Origin of the sequence: uncultured Ruegeria sp. (genome assembly GCF_947504215.1) — a bacterium.
Classification (GTDB): Bacteria; Pseudomonadota; Alphaproteobacteria; order Rhodobacterales; family Rhodobacteraceae; genus Ruegeria.
The window spans coordinates 1-16,328 of sequence record NZ_CANNGO010000009.1 but is presented as its reverse complement, the minus strand read 5'-3'; the positions used below and the strand labels follow the sequence as shown (position 1 = coordinate 16,328).

Below are 16,328 nucleotides of genomic sequence, written 5' to 3'. Positions count from 1 at the left end.
TCAATTCCTGAGGTGGTAGGCCCGCGCAGCATTCCCTCCAAGGACGGCAACGCGCTCGGCTGTTGTTAACGCGCTTAACAGCGTGTCGGTGGTATCCAGCCATCGTTCATACGTGCTGGCCAGGGTGCAAACCGGCCAGTCACTGCCCCAGATCAAGCGGGATGGGCCGAACGTGTCCAGAAGATGCTGCACATAGGGGTGTAGATCGCCGGTCTGCCAGTCAGGCTTGGCCTCGGTCACCAGACCCGACAGTTTGCAATAGGCGTCGGTTTGATGCGCCAATGCTGCCATGCCATCCGCCCAGTCATCGATCAGACCATCGCGGATTGCCGGTTTCGCGCCATGATCGATTACGACCCGCATATTTGGATGCCGTTCCAATAGCTGACGCAGCGGGGCAAGATGCTCCGGCAGGATCAGCGCGTCAAAAGTCAGATCAAGCCGTTGCACCGCCTCAAAGGCCGGGGTCAATGCCGAGCACAACATCCAGTTCGGATCGGCAATGTTCTGAATCATTGGGCGCAAACCGACGAAAGCAGGGTGTTCGGCCAAAACGGCGATTTGAGCGTCGGCATCCGAGGCTTCGAAATCAACCCATCCGACAACGCCTTTAACAAACGGAGTCTCATCCGCAAGCGATAGCATATATTTGGTTTCGGCCACGGTCGGGGCGGCCTGAACCAGAACCGTTCCGTCGATACCCGCCCGCTGCAGCAGTGGCTGTAAGTCATCTGGCAGAAAATCGCGATAGATCGGGGCCAGATCCGGCGTCAGCCAGCCATAGTCGCCCCGTGCAACCGACCAGAAGTGCTGATGGGCGTCCAGCCTCAACTGATAACACCTTTTTTCAGGATGATATTGCCATACAGCCTTCGTTCTCCGGTCTGAACAATCACATAGGCCGAGGCTGCGCGTTCATAAAAGGCAAAACGTCCCAGCCCCACCACAGGCACCCGGTTGTCGGCCACCTCATCTATGATGTTTTGAAAATCCGCCACCGCATCGGGCACGATATCCGGTTCACCCACAACCTGCATCGTCAACGCCGGGTTAGGCACAAAACTGTCCAGTGGCATCACCGATAACACAGCGCGCAACACCTCACTGGCGGTGGACCCGTCAGCCCGAATGCATTCGGGCCCAACGCTGGTTCCTGGAAAATTAGCATCTGCTATTACGATGTCATCCCCATGTCCCATGGCGCGCAACGCATGCAACAGATCGGGCGACAAGATCGGGTCGATGTTACGCAGCATTGGCAGCCTCCTCAGGCAAGGGCGCGTCAGGGCGGATCAACCCCTCGCCGCGCAAATCGGACCAAAGCGCCGCCGGAATTGCCCGTTCCATCAGCGCAACGTTGGATTGCACTTCGTTTGCGCTGACAGCACCCGGAACCACGGTTTTGACGCAGGGATGACCCAGAACAAATTGCAGTGCTGCCGCTATTAACGGAGTGTCATGTGCGGCACAGACGGCTTCGATCTTACTGACCCGGCCAAGGATTTCGGCAGGCGCATCGGCATAATTGTACTTTGCACCGGGAACAGCGCCCGTGGCCAGAATTCCCGAATTATAGGGCCCGCCAAGAATAATGCCGACGTCACGCTTTTCGCACAAAGGCAGAAAGCTGTTCAACGCCTCTTGTTCCAAAAGCGTATAACGCCCCGCCAGCAGGAATCCGTCAAAATCGCCCAGCCCCAGCAGCTTTTCACAAACCTGCCACTCATTGACGCCTGCGCCAATAGCCGCGATTTCACCCGCATCGCGCAGCTCGGTCAGCGCGCGATAACCACCGCCATCAAACAGCTCACGCACTTTGGCATCGGACATTTCCTGACTGCCCTGACTGTAGGTGCAGACATCATGGACCAGCAAAATATCAGCGTTTGCCACACCAATGCGTTCCCGGCTCGCCTCGTAAGAGCGCATGACGCCGTCATACGTGTAATCGAACACGATCCGTTTCCGGGGAACGTCGACAAACGCCTCCGGAGTGACCTCATGCGGGGCGCAATCCAGTAGCAGGCGTCCGATCTTAGTTGAGAGCTGGATGTTGTCGCGTCCAAAGCGTTTGACAGCCTCACCGACCCTGAGTTCCGACCGACCCAAACCGTATTGCGGGGCGGTGTCAAAGAAATGGATACCGGCATCAAAGGCGGCTTGAATTGCGGCCTGCGCGTCCTTGTCCGACACTTTGCGATAAAGGTTTCCCAGCGGTGCACCACCAAACCCCATCCGGGTCAGAGGAACCGGCCTGGATGTGCGGCTGTTCAAAAGCTCAGTTTGTGAAACGGTCATCCTGCCTCTCGGGTGTGCTGGGAACTGAGATTAAACAGTTCTGGTTTTTCCTGCTGAAGCACTTCGATCCGTGGCATCAACTGTCCTAGATGAAGGCGCATCGCTTCTTGCGCATTCGGTACATTCTGCGCGTTGATTGCATCCAAGATCACGCGATGCTCGGAAATGGTTTCGGCAATACGTCCCGGCGTTGGCAAAAGCAGCATCCGCGCCCTGTTCACCTGTAGCGAGACGGTCTGCGCCACATCTGGCAGTTTCGAGATACCGGTAAACTCCATCAACAAAGCGTGGAATTCTTCGTCCGCCTGATAGAAGCCGGGAACATCCTCATCTTCGATCAACAGTTCCTGCAATCGCATATTGCGGCTGAGTTTTTTGCGTTGTTCATCCGTCAGGTCACGCGCGACCTTGGCGACAGCAGCCAATTCCAACGCCTCACGCAGAAAAGCGCCTTCGCGGATCTCGATCATCGAGAAATAGGAAACGCGCGTACCAGATTGCGGCACCACATCAACAAGTCCTTCGGCGGCAAGCCGGGCAATCGCCTCGGACACAGGCGCGCGCGAAACACCAAGGCGGTCGCAGATAGGCGCCTTTCTGAGGATCGCACCCGGGGGGAAATCCAAATTTAATATGGCCTGTTTGATGGCAAGATAGACGCGCTGCGCCAGCGACCCCTCAATCGTTGAGATGTCTTGCAAAAGGGTGGCGTCAATATCCTGGGGTTTGGTCATGGGTTCCGATCTAGCATACTAACATGTTAGTTGACAAGTAAGTGTTTTCAGCTTAGCAGTTTGGCCAAGCAAGCGGAAAAACAATGCAAGCACACGACGATTTCAAGGGCTTAATGCCGACAATACGCGATGTGGTCAGACTGAACCCGGCTGACAACGTTGTTATTGCGTTGCGGGACCTGCCCAAAGGGGGTCACCCCGCTGGTGTTCCGACGCCCCTGCCCGGTTCCGTTTCCCGCGGCCACAAGATTGCCATCGCACCAATTCCAGCGGGCGAAAACGTGCTTCGATATGGGCAGATCATCGGTCAGGCCAAGTCAGACATTGCGCCGGGCGAACATATCCATGTGCACAATCTTGGCATGGGGGATCACCATCAGGATTACGCGTATGCCAGCGCCAATACGCCGTTGGCCGACATTGACGATAGCCGGACATTTCAAGGCTACATCCGCGCGGACGGCAGAGTTGGGACACGCAACTATCTCGGCATTCTGACGACCGTGAACTGCTCGGGCTCTGTTGCACGCTTTATTGCCGAGGCAGCGGCGAAATCCGGTCTTCTGGATGAATTTCCCAATGTGGATGGGATCGTGCCCATCGTCCATGGCACCGGGTGCGGCATGTCCGGCAAGGACGAGGGTTACGCCACCCTGTTCCGCACACTCGCCGGATACGCACAGCATCCGAATTTTGCAGGCATCCTCCTGATCGGGTTGGGATGCGAGGTGATGCAAGTGGCCGATCTGGTCGGTGGGCGTCCGATCCGGTCCGATGGCGCGCTGCGTTATATGACCATTCAGAACGAAGGCGGCACACGTCGCACGATTGAGCGTGGTCTGGATGAACTGCGCGGCATCGCCCAACTGGCCAATCAGGCCCAGCGTCAACCGGCACCCATCAGTCAAATCACAGTAGGGATGCAGTGCGGCGGGTCGGATGGGTATTCCGGGATCACGGCGAACCCGGCGCTGGGATACGCCTCGGACCTGTTGGTGCGCCATGGGGGCACGACCATCCTGTCGGAAACATCCGAGATTTATGGCGCTGAACATCTTCTGACCCGACGGGCTGAAACCGTGGACGTTGGCAAAAAGCTAATTGATCGCATTCGTTGGTGGGAAGATTACACCGAACGCAATGGCGGTGAGATGGACAACAATCCAAGCCCCGGCAACAAACGCGGCGGGTTGACGACCATTCTGGAAAAATCTCTGGGGGCTGTCGCCAAAGGGGGCACAGCACCTCTGCGTGACGTCTACAAATTCGGTGAGCGCATCGACAAAAACGGGTTTGTCTTCATGGATAGCCCCGGGTTTGATCCGTGTTCGGTCACCGGCCAGGTGGCGTCAGGTGCAAACCTGATCGTGTTCACCACCGGGCGCGGCTCGGTTTCCGGCTATCAACCGACACCCTGCATCAAACTGTCGACGAATTCGGAAATGTACGCACGCATGGCCGACGACATGGATCTGAACTGCGGAGACATCGTTACGGATGGCGTCAGCATCGAATCCAAAGGCGAGGAACTGTTCGAAATTCTGATCCGCGTCGCTTCCGGCGAAAAAACCAAAAGCGAAGAGCTGGGCTTTGGGGGTGTCGAATTCGTTCCCTGGCAAATCGGCGCGGTCATGTAGTCCGCGAACGCCCAAGGAGGGGTCAGGGGCAAATGGGAGGGAATATGTCAAAACTGGTCGATATGACGGGGATCGAAAAATACTTCCCCGGCGTGCATGCGCTTAAGGCCGTGCAGTTCGATCTTGTTCCGGGCGAAGTTCACGCGCTGATGGGCGAGAACGGCGCAGGCAAAAGCACGTTGATGAAGATCCTCTCGGGCATTTATCAGCGTGACGGTGGTACCCTGAAAATCGAAGGGCAAGAGGTCAGCCCTACTACCCCGCGCGAGGCGCAGAATCTGGGCATCGGGATCATTCACCAGGAACTGAGCCTGATGAACGATCTGACCGTGGCGCAAAACATCTTTATTGGCCGCGAACCGCGAAAACGATTTGGTCGGCTGGACGAGGCGGCGCTGAATGCGCAAACCGCCGAAATCTTTACCTCGATGAACCTGAACCTTGACCCCAAGACACTTGCAGGCAGCTTGACGATCGCAAAACAGCAGATGGTCGAGATCGCCAAGGCCCTATCTCATCGATCCAAAGTTCTGGTCATGGATGAGCCGACTGCTGCCCTGAATGACGCTGAAATTGCCGAGCTGTTCGTTATCATTCGTCGCCTCAAATCCGAAGGCGTAGGCATCGTCTATATCAGCCACAAGATGGACGAGTTGAAGCAGATCGCGGACCGAGTGACCGTGATGCGCGATGGTGAATATGTTGGCACCGTGAACGCGGCGGATTCCCCGGTCAGCAAGATCATCGCCATGATGGTGGGCCGTGAGGTCAAGGAAGAACCTCTGCAAGTGCCTGATCTGGGAGCTGCCGAAGTGGCTTTGCAAGTATCCGGACTGACCCGAAATAAAGAAATACACGATGTCAGTTTCTCGGTTCAAAAGGGCGAAATCCTGGGTTTTGCAGGGCTAATGGGTGCTGGCCGGACCGAAGTTGCCCGGGCGATCTTTGGGGCTGACCCCAAGGATAGTGGCAATATCCGGGTGCATGGCAAAACGGTTTCGATCAGATCCCCTAAAGACGCCGTTAAGGCCGGAATTGGCTATCTGTCCGAAGACCGCAAACATTTCGGCCTCGCTACTGGAATGAACGTGCGGGACAATATTGCACTGGCCTCGATGGATCTGTTTGCCAGCAAAGGCGGTGTATTGAGTGATGGCGAGATGGCCTCAACCGCGCAGCAATACATCCAGCAGCTTGGCATTCGGACGCCATCGGACAGGCAAGAGGTCAGGCTGCTGTCCGGCGGCAATCAGCAAAAGGTGGTCATTGCCAAATGGCTTTTGCGCGACTGCGACATCCTTATCTTTGACGAACCCACGCGCGGCATTGACGTGGGCGCAAAATCCGAAATCTACAAACTGCTCGAAGATCTGGCGGAACAAGGCAAGACGATCATCGTGATCTCGTCCGAACTGCCCGAGATCATGCGCCTTAGCCATCGCATCGCAGTGATGTGCGAAGGTCGGCTGACCGGGATTTTACCCGGCGGCAAAGACACCACACAGGAAGACATCATGCATCTGGCCACGCAACGGGCGGCGGCGATGCAGGTTACAGGGACAGTCTGATGACGACAGCGACGGATATCGAAAAGAAAAAGCCACTCGCTGGTTTGGCGGATAGCGGCGCGTATCAAAAGCTGCTGGCCTTTGCCAGTCTGATCGCTTTGCTGATTGGGTTCTCGGTTGTCTCACCGAATTTCATGCAGACCTCGAACATGATCGCCATTTTGCAAGCCACCTCGGTTAATGGCGTGCTGGCCGTGGCGGCAACACTGGTGATCATCACCGGCGGGATCGACCTGTCGGTTGGTACGCTGATGACTTTTTGCGCCGTCATTGCTGGCGTTGTGCTGACCTATCTGGGAATGCCGCTGTTACTTGGCGTCACCGCCGCCATCGCCGCAGGCGCGCTGTGCGGTCTGTGCTCGGGCACTTTTGTTGCCAAGATGAAAATCCCACCCTTCATTGCCACACTGGGCATGATGCTGATCCTCAAAGGGCTGTCGCTTGTGATCTCGGGCACCCGACCGATCTATTTCAATGACACGCCGGGCTTTGATCAGATCTCGCGCGGGTCGCTGATCGGAGAGGTTTTTCCGGCTTTACCCATCCCCAACGGCGTCTTGATCCTGTTTCTGGTGGCCATGGCCGCGTCCTATATCTTGGGGCGTACGGTTCTGGGGCGCTACACCTTTGCACTGGGTTCAAACGAAGAGGCGGTGCGGCTGTCAGGCGTCAACACCGACATCTGGAAAATGCGCATTTACGCACTTGCAGGCGGTATCTGCGGGATTGGCGGCATCCTGATCGCCTCGCGCCTGAATTCTGCCCAGCCCGCCCTTGGGCTGGGGTACGAGCTTGAAGCCATCGCTGCGGTTGTGATCGGCGGTACATCCTTGTCCGGCGGCCGCGGGACCATCCTGGGCACGTTGATTGGCGCCTTGATCATGGCGGTTCTGACCAACGGTCTGCGTGTTCTGTCCGTGGCGCAGGAATGGCAAACGGTCGTCACGGGCGCAATCATCATCCTGGCTGTTTATGCCGACATGGCACGACGCAAGAAAGCCGGCTGACCGAATAAACAACGACAAAAATCACAATTTCAGAGGAGGAACTAAACATGTTTTCACGTCGTTTCATACTGGGGGCGCTCAGCGCTGCCACACTCGCAGCCCCGGCCTCGATGGCCTCGGCTGCGGACGAAGTATACATCCCGCTGGTTTCGAAAGGGTTCCAGCATCAGTTCTGGCAGGCGGTTAAATCCGGCGCTCAGCAGGCGGCAGATGAATACGGTGTCAGGATCACTTTTGAAGGCCCCGACAACGAAACCATGGTAGATCGCCAGATCGACATGCTGGCCGCGGCCCTGGCCAACAACCCCAAAGCGATTGGATTTGCAGCTCTGGACAGTCAAGCCGCTATCCCACTGCTGAAACAAGCCAACGACGCAGGTATTCCGATCATCGCCTTTGACAGCGGTGTCGACAGCGACATCCCGGTGTCGACAGCAACCACCGACAACCTGGCAGCCGCTGGGTTGGCAGCGGATAAGATGGCCGAGAAAATTGGTGGCAAAGGTAAAGTAGCCGTTGTTGCACATGACCAGACCAGCCGAACCGGCATCGACCGCCGGGATGGTTTCGTCAATCGCATGGCCGAGAAATACCCCGATATCGAGGTTGTGACAGTTCAATACGGGCAAGGCGATCACCTGAAATCCACCGAGGTGACAAAAGCGATCCTGACGGCCAATCCCGATCTGAATGGCATCTTCGGCACCAACGAAGGCTCGGCCATTGGTGTTGTGAATGGTGTGCAGGAACTGGGCACCGAAGGTCTGGTGATCATTGGCTATGACAGCGGCAAGGCCCAGAAAGACGCCATCAAAAGCGGCCTGATGGCAGGTGCAATCACACAAAACCCGGTTGGCATCGGATATGAAACCGTTAAAGCGGCGATTTCAGCTGTAAATGGTGAAGACGTTCCGGCGCTGATCGACACGGGGTTTTACTACTACGATGCGTCGAATATCGACGATCCCAAGATCGCAGCCGTCCTTTACGACTAAGATCAGGTGTCACCAACAAATGGCTCGCCTCTTTGGCGGGCCATTTCTTTTGGCATAAACTTGGAAACATGAGGGACGTATCGATGATGCAGCTGGTCAGACCGCAAAACCTCCTAAAAAACCTGCGGCCTGCCGCAACTACTCCAAAGGCGTCTTGGACGAATAGTAATATGCAATTGCCTGAGCTCGGTTCTTGACCGAGAGCTTTTCATAGATATTGGACAGGTGGAACTTCACCGTGTTGGTTGAAATCTGCAGGTCTTTCGACAGGTCCCGGTTTGACAAACCCTTGGCCAAAGCCTCGAGAATTTCGCGTTCTTTTCGCGACAGGTTGTGAATTGGATCCTGTTGCATCTTGCGCACGTCGATGAACGGAAAGACCATTTTACCAGCTGCCACGTCTGCACATGTTTCCAGCAGGCCTTCGACCTCACCTGAACGCGGCGCAAACCCGGCAGCCCCGGCCTGCATCGCCAATCTGGGAACATCGCCGGCGGCTTCACCGTAGACGACAAATCGCGGCGCGTTTTCCTGTTCGCGCAGAACCTCGATCAATTTGGCGGCCCCCAAAACAGGAAGAGTCCAGGCGACCACACAGACCTGAACCGGGACCCGCATCACCGCACCCAGGAACCCTTCGGCCGTTGCCGAAGTGGCAATCAAAGAGAATCGCGGATCACGTTCAAAGATTTCCGACATGGCCGACAGAACCAAAGGGTTGTTGTCGGCCAACATAACGTCAATCGGATGCTGCGAAGACTCGGCCATTGTTTTTACGCCCAAAATTTAAACAAACTACCCATAAGAGTGGGTCAATTTACTGTATACATCGGTATTCTTGCCCAATTGGGTAGTTTATTAACCACCCAATTAGATACCCTAAAGCAGTAGTAAGTTACGTTGCGCAAAGACGCAAGCATCGCTTTTCTGACCCTCAACGCGAAGTTTGGGCGTGGATTGCCACCCAGACGCTTGAGGAGGATCATCAATGACTGCCCAGATTTTTTCCCCGCTCGAAATCCCCGAGACCCTGGCAGCAGGGCCAGGACCGGGCAACACCGACGCCCGTGTGCTGCAGGCCTTTTCCGGCGCCGGGATGGCCGATCACATGCAAGGCGACGTCTTGCGCGGCATGATCGAATGCAAGCACATGCTGCGGCAGATCTGGGGCACGTCTAACACATATACCTTTGCGGTTGCCGGCACTGGCTGGAGCGGGCTGGACACCATGTTCTCGGCGGTCATGCCTGGCGACAAGGTTGTTGCCTTCTCAAACGGCACCTTTTCAGGCATCGATGCGCTGACCCTCAGGATCAAGGCCGCAACACCACAGGAACACGTGGCCAACCCGCTGGATCCGCCGGCGGCGAGCGTGACGGTGATCGAGGTTCCGCATGGCCAGACCGTGACTGGCGAAACGGTCGAAGCCGCATTAGCCGAACACAAACCGAAATGGGCCTTCATGGCGCATTGGGAAACCGGCTCGGGCCGCATCAACGATCTGCGCGGTTTTTCAGATGCGTGTGAACGTCACGGCGCAATGGGTCTGATCGATGCGGTTTCCTCGCTGGGCGTCGAAGACTTCCGGATCGACGACTATCCGGGGATTGCTGGTTGGGCGTCTTGCCCGCAGAAAGGTCTGTGCTGTCTGCCACTGACCTATGCGCCAGTCAGCTTTACCGACGCCTATATCGACAGCCTGAAATCAACCGGTGCTTACACCTATGTCCACAACCCGATTTTCGAGGCCCGCCATTGGGGTATCGTCGACGGTCAGGACGTTGAAAAAGGCGCCTATCACCGCACCCACTCGGGCTATGCGGTCGCTGCCTTTCATGAATCTCTGCGCCTGACGCTGCAGGACGGGTTGTCAAAGCGGTCAGCCTCGTACCGGACACACGAAAAGGTTCTGCGCGATGCAGTGACCGCGCTGGGATGCGAAGTGACGTCGGACATGCCTAGCCTGGTGGTGCTGAACCTGCCCGCCGAACTGGCCGGGCGCGAGATGGAACTGGTTCAGAACTGCCGCGCCCGTGGCTTTGGCATCTGGCCGACGCTCAGCGCGCCGGTTCAGGTTCGGATTGGCATCCTCAATCAACTGAATCGCCAAGCCATCAGCCAGATCGTGCGCCTGTTTGCCGAAGCCATGCATGAGCTGGGGGGCCAGGTTGATTTCGACGACATCGATGCACTGCTCCAAAGCCGCTACGGCACGTCGATCGCCGCATAATTACACTGCATAAACGGGAGGAATGCAGATGGACATTCATGAGTATCAGGCAAAAGAAGTTCTTTCGAATTTTGGTGTCGCCGTCCCATCTGGTGCGCTGGCCTACAGCCCGGAACAGGCGGCGTATCGCGCACGGGAGTTGGGAGGCGACAAGTGGATCGTCAAAGCTCAGGTCCATGCGGGCGGACGCGGCAAAGCTGGTGGCGTCAAGCTGTGCAACAGCGAAAACGAGATACACGAAGCCTGTGATGAAATGTTCGGCCGCAAGCTGGTGACCCATCAGACGGGCCCGGAAGGCAAAGGCATCTACCGTGTCTACGTCGAATCCGCCGTACCGATCGACCGAGAGATCTATCTCGGCTTTGTTCTGGATCGCTCCAGCCAGAGGGTGATGATCGTGGCGTCCTCGGAAGGCGGGATGGAGATCGAGGATATCTCGGCTGAGCGCCCCGACAGCATCGTGCGGTCCATCGTGGAACCTGCAGTGGGTTTGCAGGAATTCCAGGCACGCGAGATTGCGTTCAACCTGGGGCTCGAGCCTCGTCTGGTTCAGCAAATGGTCCGGACCCTACAGGGCTGCTATTCCGCTTTCAGCGAGCTGGACGCGACCATGGTGGAAATCAACCCGCTGGTCGTGACGGGAGACGACCGCGTACTAGCTCTGGACGCCAAGATGAGCTTTGACGACAACGCGTTGTTCCGGCACCCCCAGATTTCAGAGCTGCGCGACAAAAGCCAAGAAGACCCGCGCGAAAGCCGCGCGGCGGATCGTGGCCTGTCTTATGTCGGGCTGGATGGCAACATCGGCTGCATCGTGAACGGAGCCGGTCTGGCGATGGCCACGATGGACACAATCAAACTGGCCGGAGGTGAACCCGCCAACTTCCTGGATATCGGCGGTGGCGCATCACCCGAACGTGTGGCCAAGGCCTTTCGCCTGGTGCTGTCGGACAACAATGTGCAGGCGGTTCTGGTCAACATTTTTGCAGGTATCAACCGCTGCGACTGGGTTGCCGAAGGCGTTGTTCAGGCGCTGCGAGAGCTGCAGCTTGATCTGCCAGTGGTCGTGCGTCTCGCAGGCACGAATGTAGAGGAAGGTCAGAAAATTCTGGCCCAGTCCGGCCTGCCGATCATCCGCGCCACAACCTTAATGGAAGCTGCCGAGCGCGCCGTTGGCGCCTGGAAAAGCGATCTGACTCAAAACACCAAGATGAGGGCCGTGTAATGAGCATTCTCCTCGACCGCGACACACGCGTAATTGTTCAGGGCATCACCGGACGTATGGCGCGTTTTCACACCAAGGACATGATCGACTATGGCACCAATGTTGTTGGCGGTGTTGTTCCCGGCAAAGGCGGCGAAACCGTCGAAGGCGTGCCCGTTTTTGACACCGTCAAACAGGCCGTCGAGGCCACCGGCGCGGAGGCGAGTCTTGTATTTGTCCCGCCCCCGTTTGCAGCGGATTCAATCATGGAGGCCGCAGACGCAGGCATCCGCTATTGCGTTTGCATCACAGACGGCATCCCGGCGCAGGACATGATCCGGGTCAAGCGCTACATGTACCGCTATCCCAAGGACAAGCGGATGGTTCTGACCGGCCCTAACTGTGCCGGAACGATCAGCCCAGGCAAGGCCCTGCTGGGTATTATGCCGGGTCACATCTACCTGCCCGGCAATGTCGGCATCATCGGCCGATCCGGTACGCTGGGCTATGAGGCTGCGGCGCAGCTGAAAGAGCGCGGCATCGGTGTCTCGACCAGCGTCGGGATCGGAGGCGATCCGATCAATGGGTCCTCGTTCCGCGACATTCTCGAACGGTTTGAATGGGATGCCGACACGGAAGTCATCGCCATGATCGGCGAGATCGGAGGGCCACAAGAGGCCGAGGCGGCCGAATACATTCGCGATCATGTCTCAAAACCCGTCGTCGCCTATGTCGCAGGTCTGACCGCACCGAAGGGCCGGACAATGGGCCATGCAGGGGCGATCATCTCGGCCTTTGGCGAAAGCGCCTCGGAAAAGGTCGAAATCCTCTCGGCTGCCGGTGTCACGGTGGCTGAAAACCCGGCTGTCATCGGCGAAACCATCGCCCGCGTCATGAGAAAGGCAGCATAATGGTTAAACCTTCGGTTCTTGTCACCCGTCGTTGGCCCGCCGCCGTCGAGGCGCAATTGGCCGAAAACTATGATGCGGTCTTGAACACCGGGGACAAACCCATGTCCCCGGCCGAGATCCGCGAAGCGCTGAAACGCTATGATGCGGTGCTGCCCACAGTGACTGACACGCTGAACGCAGAAGCCTTGGATGTGCCCGCTGCCCAGACCAGGATCCTGGCCAATTACGGCGTCGGCTACAGCCATATCTGCGAGCCATCGGCACGGGATCTGGGGATGACCGTCACCAACACGCCCGATGTATTGTCGGAATGCACCGCCGATCTGGCAATGACCTTGCTGTTGATGGTGGCCCGCCGCGCGGGTGAAGGCGAACGTGAACTGCGCGCAGGTGGATGGTCCGGCTGGCGACCGACGCACCTTGTTGGCACCAAAGTGTCAGGCAAGACGCTTGGCATTATTGGGTTTGGCCGCATCGGTCAGGAAATGGCACGGCGCGCCCATCACGGGTTTGGCATGAAAATCCTAGTTCAGAACCGCAGCCGTGTATCGCCAGAGGTCTTGCGGCGCTGTAACGCCACGCAAATCGACACCGTGGATGAGCTGTTGCCGCAATGCGATTTCGTCTCGCTGCACTGCCCGGGTGGGGCAACAAACCGACACCTGATCAACTCACGTCGGTTGGACCTGATGAAGCAGGATGCTTACCTGATCAATACCGCACGCGGCGAGGTCGTGGACGAGTTTGCTTTGATCCAGGCGCTGATGTTTGACGTGATCGGCGGTGCCGCACTGGATGTGTTTGATGGAGAGCCACGGATCAGCCCGGACCTGCTGCAATGCGACAACCTGGTGATGCTACCGCATCTCGGCTCCGCAACCCGCGAAGCCCGAGAGGCGATGGGTTTCCGTGTCCTGGATAATCTGGATGATTTCTTTCAGGGCCGCCCCCCACGTGACCGGGTGATCTGATGCAAGCTTTGGCTCAGGAAACTCGGCCTTCGCACGACTCTTCGACCTATGCCGAAGGGCTGCGGATCGAATTGCGGATGCTATGGCGGAACATCCTGCTGAAGCGGGCCCCGCATGTGGCCATCTGGGCCGAGGCCACGACACTGGCACCCATCCCAACAGGCCCGGCGGCAACACCATATCTGCAAGCCCTGTCCATCTGGTTTCAGCTTCTGCGCCTCATCGACGAAAACGCAGATGTGCGAAACCGTCGCCTGACCGAAACCAACGATGGCGCTGATGCGGTCGAAGGTGGGTTTGCCCAGGCATTGTCTGATGTGTGCCCGACCGCCGAGCAAACCGAAAAGTTGGCAAGCAGGCTTTTGGCTGGTCCCACGCTGACGGCACACCCGACCGAGGCAAAGCGCGTTACCGTTCTGGAGATTCACCGCCGCATCTACCGCGTCCTCGTCAGCCTTGAAACGCAGCGCTGGACGCCGACAGAACGCGCCGGGCTGCTGAACGATCTCGAAGGTGAGATCGATCTGCTGTGGTTGACCGGCGAGTTACGCCTGTCCCGCCCCAGCCTGCGGGATGAGATCGAGTGGGGATTGCAGTTCTTCCGCGACGCAATCTTTGACGCAGTGCCGCAGGTCATGGACCGGTTCGATCAGGCCTGCCTGCACGTTCTGGGCCAGACCGTGGATGCGACCCCCAAAATCCGCTTTCATAGCTGGATTGGCGGAGATCGCGATGGCAATCCGAATGTGACCACTGACATGACGGCGCTTGCCTTACAACGCGGACAAGAGACTGCGGTCGATCTTTATGGTCAGGCCCTTGATCAGGCGGCCAGCAGGCTCAGCATCAGTGCCCTGATCCTACCCTTACCTCAGCCCCACGCTGCAAGACTGCAAACAATCATTGACTGTGTGCCGAACAGCACTCGAAACCCCAACGAACCATTCAGACAAGCCCTCAGCGCTATTCGCCAGAAATTAACAGACGGGATGTATGACCACATCTCGCAATTCATCAGTGACCTCGATGCGCTTGATGCCGCACTTTGCGCCGTCGACGCAGCTATTCTGGCCCGCAGGCACGTCCGGCCACTGTGCCGCGCGGCAGCGGTTTTTGGCTTCCGCACTGCAACGCTGGATATCCGCCAGAATTCAACCGTCACAACCAGCGTTTTGGCCGAGATCTGGTCTATGTCCGGAACCGCCCCTGAATATGGGTCACCCGAATGGTCCGCCCGCCTGCGCGCCGAATTGGCGGATCAAAATCTGCAATACCACGAACGGGACGGATTGAGCGATCAGGCGCAGGAATTACTGGCCCTGCTGGCCCTCGTGCATTCAGTTCGGACGGGACCCGATCCAAATGCGGTGGGGCCTTTCATCCTGTCGATGACCCGCTCTGCCGACGATATTCTGGGGGTCTATCTGTTGGCCCGCTATGCGGGGTTTGGGTCGGAAACGCTTGATATTTCTGTGGTTCCTCTTTTTGAAACAATCGCCGACCTGCGCAACGCCCCGTCGATCCTGCTGGATGTTCTGAATGTGCCCCTTGCCCGCCGCAGCCTCAAAACCGGTGGCAACGTGATCGAGGTGATGCTGGGCTATTCCGACAGCGGCAAAGATGGTGGCTATTTCTGCTCGACATGGGAGCTGGAGCGCGCGCAACGCCGGATTGTCGCCGCGCTGGCGTCGCAGGGCTTTCGGGCCGCGTTTTTTCATGGGCGTGGCGGTTCGGTCAGCCGTGGTGGCGCACCCACCGGACGCGCCATCGCCGCGCAGCCCAACGGAACCATTTCGGGACGTTTGCGGGTCACTGAACAGGGCGAAGTCGTGTCGACCAAATATGCCAATCGCGGAACGGCAGCTGCGCATCTGGAGTTGTTGCTGTCCAGCACGCTGCGCCACACGGCCGACCAGAACGAACCCCTGCTGCGGCCAGAATTCGATGACGCGCTGGATGCGTTGTCCGAACTATCGCAAACGGCCTATATCTCACTGCTGCAAATGCCAGGGTTTCTGGATTATTTCCAGCAGGCCAGCCCGGTCGAAGAACTGGCCAGGCTGAAAATCGGATCGCGTCCGACCCGCCGGTTCGGGGCGGCTAGTCTGGATGACCTGCGCGCCATTCCATGGGTCTTTGCATGGTCGCAAAACCGGCACTTGATCACTGGTTGGTATGGGTTCGGCTCTGCTATGGCCAGCTTTCGCAAGTTTCGCGGCGCGCGCGGCGACGAGGTGTTGCAAGATCTGTTTCAGCACTCGCGCCTGTTCCGCCTTGCTGTCGATGAAATGGAAAAATCGCTGTATCAAACCGATCTCGACCTTGCTGAACAATATGCGGGTCTGGTGCAGGATGCCGATATTCGCACCCGGATTTTCGGGATCATTGCTACAGAATACACCAATGCCTCCACCGCAGTGCAGTTTCTGACCGGTGGTCAGGCCATAGGGCACCGCTTTCCACGTTTGTGCGAACGGTTCGATCGCAAGCGGGCTGAACTGACCCGCATTCACACGCTGCAGGTCGATTTACTGCGCCAAGCCCGTGATGAGCCTCAGGCTGGAACGGTTCCGGTTCCACTGTTGCAATCCATGAACGCCATTTCAGCCGGTCTCGGCTGGACCGGTTGACCTGTACGAAGGAGATTCGACGTGAATGCCCCCCATCGAAATGACGGTTTTTTCACCCAGTCCCTGTCTGATCGTGACCCTGAGCTTTATGGCTCGATCACGTCCGAGCTGGGTCGCCAGCGTGATGAGATCGAACTGATTGC

Annotated in this window: 14 protein-coding genes; 9 read left to right on the top strand and 5 right to left on the bottom strand. The window is 57.6% G+C overall.

What is annotated here, in order from left to right:
• The 4 genes from Q1B21_RS15580 to Q1B21_RS15565 are packed head-to-tail and all read right to left on the bottom strand — an operon-like array spanning position 1 to position 3,032.
• On the bottom strand, positions 1-831 hold the full coding sequence (locus Q1B21_RS15580) for an amidohydrolase (RefSeq protein WP_299890726.1): 831 nt from the start codon (positions 829-831) through the stop codon (positions 1-3).
• Positions 828-1,256: an RbsD/FucU domain-containing protein gene (locus Q1B21_RS15575; protein WP_299890724.1), complete on the bottom strand. Its 429-nt coding sequence runs from the start codon at positions 1,254-1,256 to the stop codon at positions 828-830. The genes Q1B21_RS15580 and Q1B21_RS15575 overlap by 4 nt, the downstream gene beginning before the upstream one ends.
• Positions 1,246-2,298, bottom strand: a complete 1,053-nt coding sequence (locus tag Q1B21_RS15570) for an aldo/keto reductase (protein WP_299890722.1) — start codon at positions 2,296-2,298, stop codon at positions 1,246-1,248. Before Q1B21_RS15570 ends, Q1B21_RS15575 begins: the two co-directional genes overlap by 11 nt.
• Entirely contained in the window at positions 2,295-3,032 is a 738-nt protein-coding gene (locus Q1B21_RS15565; protein WP_299081781.1) for a GntR family transcriptional regulator, read from the bottom strand. The genes Q1B21_RS15570 and Q1B21_RS15565 overlap by 4 nt, the downstream gene beginning before the upstream one ends.
• A gap of 83 nt (positions 3,033-3,115) precedes the next feature.
• Here Q1B21_RS15565 and Q1B21_RS15560 point away from each other — a divergent pair, with 83 nt between their 5' ends.
• From Q1B21_RS15560 to Q1B21_RS15545, 4 genes are read left to right on the top strand one after another with little or no spacing between them, the layout of a single operon-like run.
• Positions 3,116-4,669, top strand: coding sequence for a UxaA family hydrolase (locus tag Q1B21_RS15560; protein ID WP_299890719.1), 1,554 nt, complete (start codon positions 3,116-3,118; stop codon positions 4,667-4,669).
• 44 nt (positions 4,670-4,713) lie between these two features.
• The gene (locus Q1B21_RS15555; RefSeq protein WP_299890717.1) at positions 4,714-6,237 is read left to right on the top strand and encodes a sugar ABC transporter ATP-binding protein; all 1,524 of its coding nucleotides are present in this window, start codon (positions 4,714-4,716) and stop codon (positions 6,235-6,237) included.
• A complete protein-coding gene (locus tag Q1B21_RS15550; RefSeq protein ID WP_299890715.1) occupies positions 6,237-7,244 on the top strand; it encodes an ABC transporter permease in 1,008 nt (335 codons plus the stop codon). Before Q1B21_RS15555 ends, Q1B21_RS15550 begins: the two co-directional genes overlap by 1 nt.
• 47 nt (positions 7,245-7,291) lie before the next feature.
• Complete coding sequence (locus tag Q1B21_RS15545; protein ID WP_299890713.1) at positions 7,292-8,239, top strand: ABC transporter substrate-binding protein; 948 nt, start codon at positions 7,292-7,294, stop codon at positions 8,237-8,239.
• A gap of 138 nt (positions 8,240-8,377) precedes the next feature.
• On the opposite strand, the gene Q1B21_RS15540 is transcribed toward Q1B21_RS15545, so the two are convergent.
• On the bottom strand, positions 8,378-9,007 hold the full coding sequence (locus Q1B21_RS15540; RefSeq protein ID WP_298936175.1) for a response regulator transcription factor: 630 nt from the start codon (positions 9,005-9,007) through the stop codon (positions 8,378-8,380).
• Between the two features lie 220 nt (positions 9,008-9,227).
• Between Q1B21_RS15540 and Q1B21_RS15535 the strand changes: the two genes are divergently transcribed.
• Genes Q1B21_RS15535 through Q1B21_RS15515 form a run of 5 tightly spaced genes read left to right on the top strand, consistent with a single transcriptional unit; the run spans position 9,228 to position 16,185 of the window.
• On the top strand, positions 9,228-10,469 hold the full coding sequence (locus tag Q1B21_RS15535) for an aminotransferase class V-fold PLP-dependent enzyme (protein ID WP_299890711.1): 1,242 nt from the start codon (positions 9,228-9,230) through the stop codon (positions 10,467-10,469).
• Between the two features lie 28 nt (positions 10,470-10,497).
• Positions 10,498-11,694 carry a malate--CoA ligase subunit beta gene (locus Q1B21_RS15530; protein ID WP_299081793.1) on the top strand — a complete coding sequence of 399 codons (1,197 nt, stop codon included), beginning with the start codon at positions 10,498-10,500 and terminating at the stop codon, positions 11,692-11,694.
• Positions 11,694-12,584: a succinate--CoA ligase subunit alpha gene (sucD, locus tag Q1B21_RS15525; RefSeq protein WP_299081796.1), complete on the top strand. Its 891-nt coding sequence runs from the start codon at positions 11,694-11,696 to the stop codon at positions 12,582-12,584. Before Q1B21_RS15530 ends, sucD begins: the two co-directional genes overlap by 1 nt.
• The gene (locus Q1B21_RS15520; RefSeq protein WP_299890708.1) at positions 12,584-13,555 is read left to right on the top strand and encodes a D-glycerate dehydrogenase; all 972 of its coding nucleotides are present in this window, start codon (positions 12,584-12,586) and stop codon (positions 13,553-13,555) included. Before sucD ends, Q1B21_RS15520 begins: the two co-directional genes overlap by 1 nt.
• Positions 13,555-16,185, top strand: coding sequence for a phosphoenolpyruvate carboxylase (locus Q1B21_RS15515; RefSeq protein ID WP_298936171.1), 2,631 nt, complete (start codon positions 13,555-13,557; stop codon positions 16,183-16,185). Before Q1B21_RS15520 ends, Q1B21_RS15515 begins: the two co-directional genes overlap by 1 nt.
• Positions 16,186-16,328 lie beyond the last annotated feature (143 nt).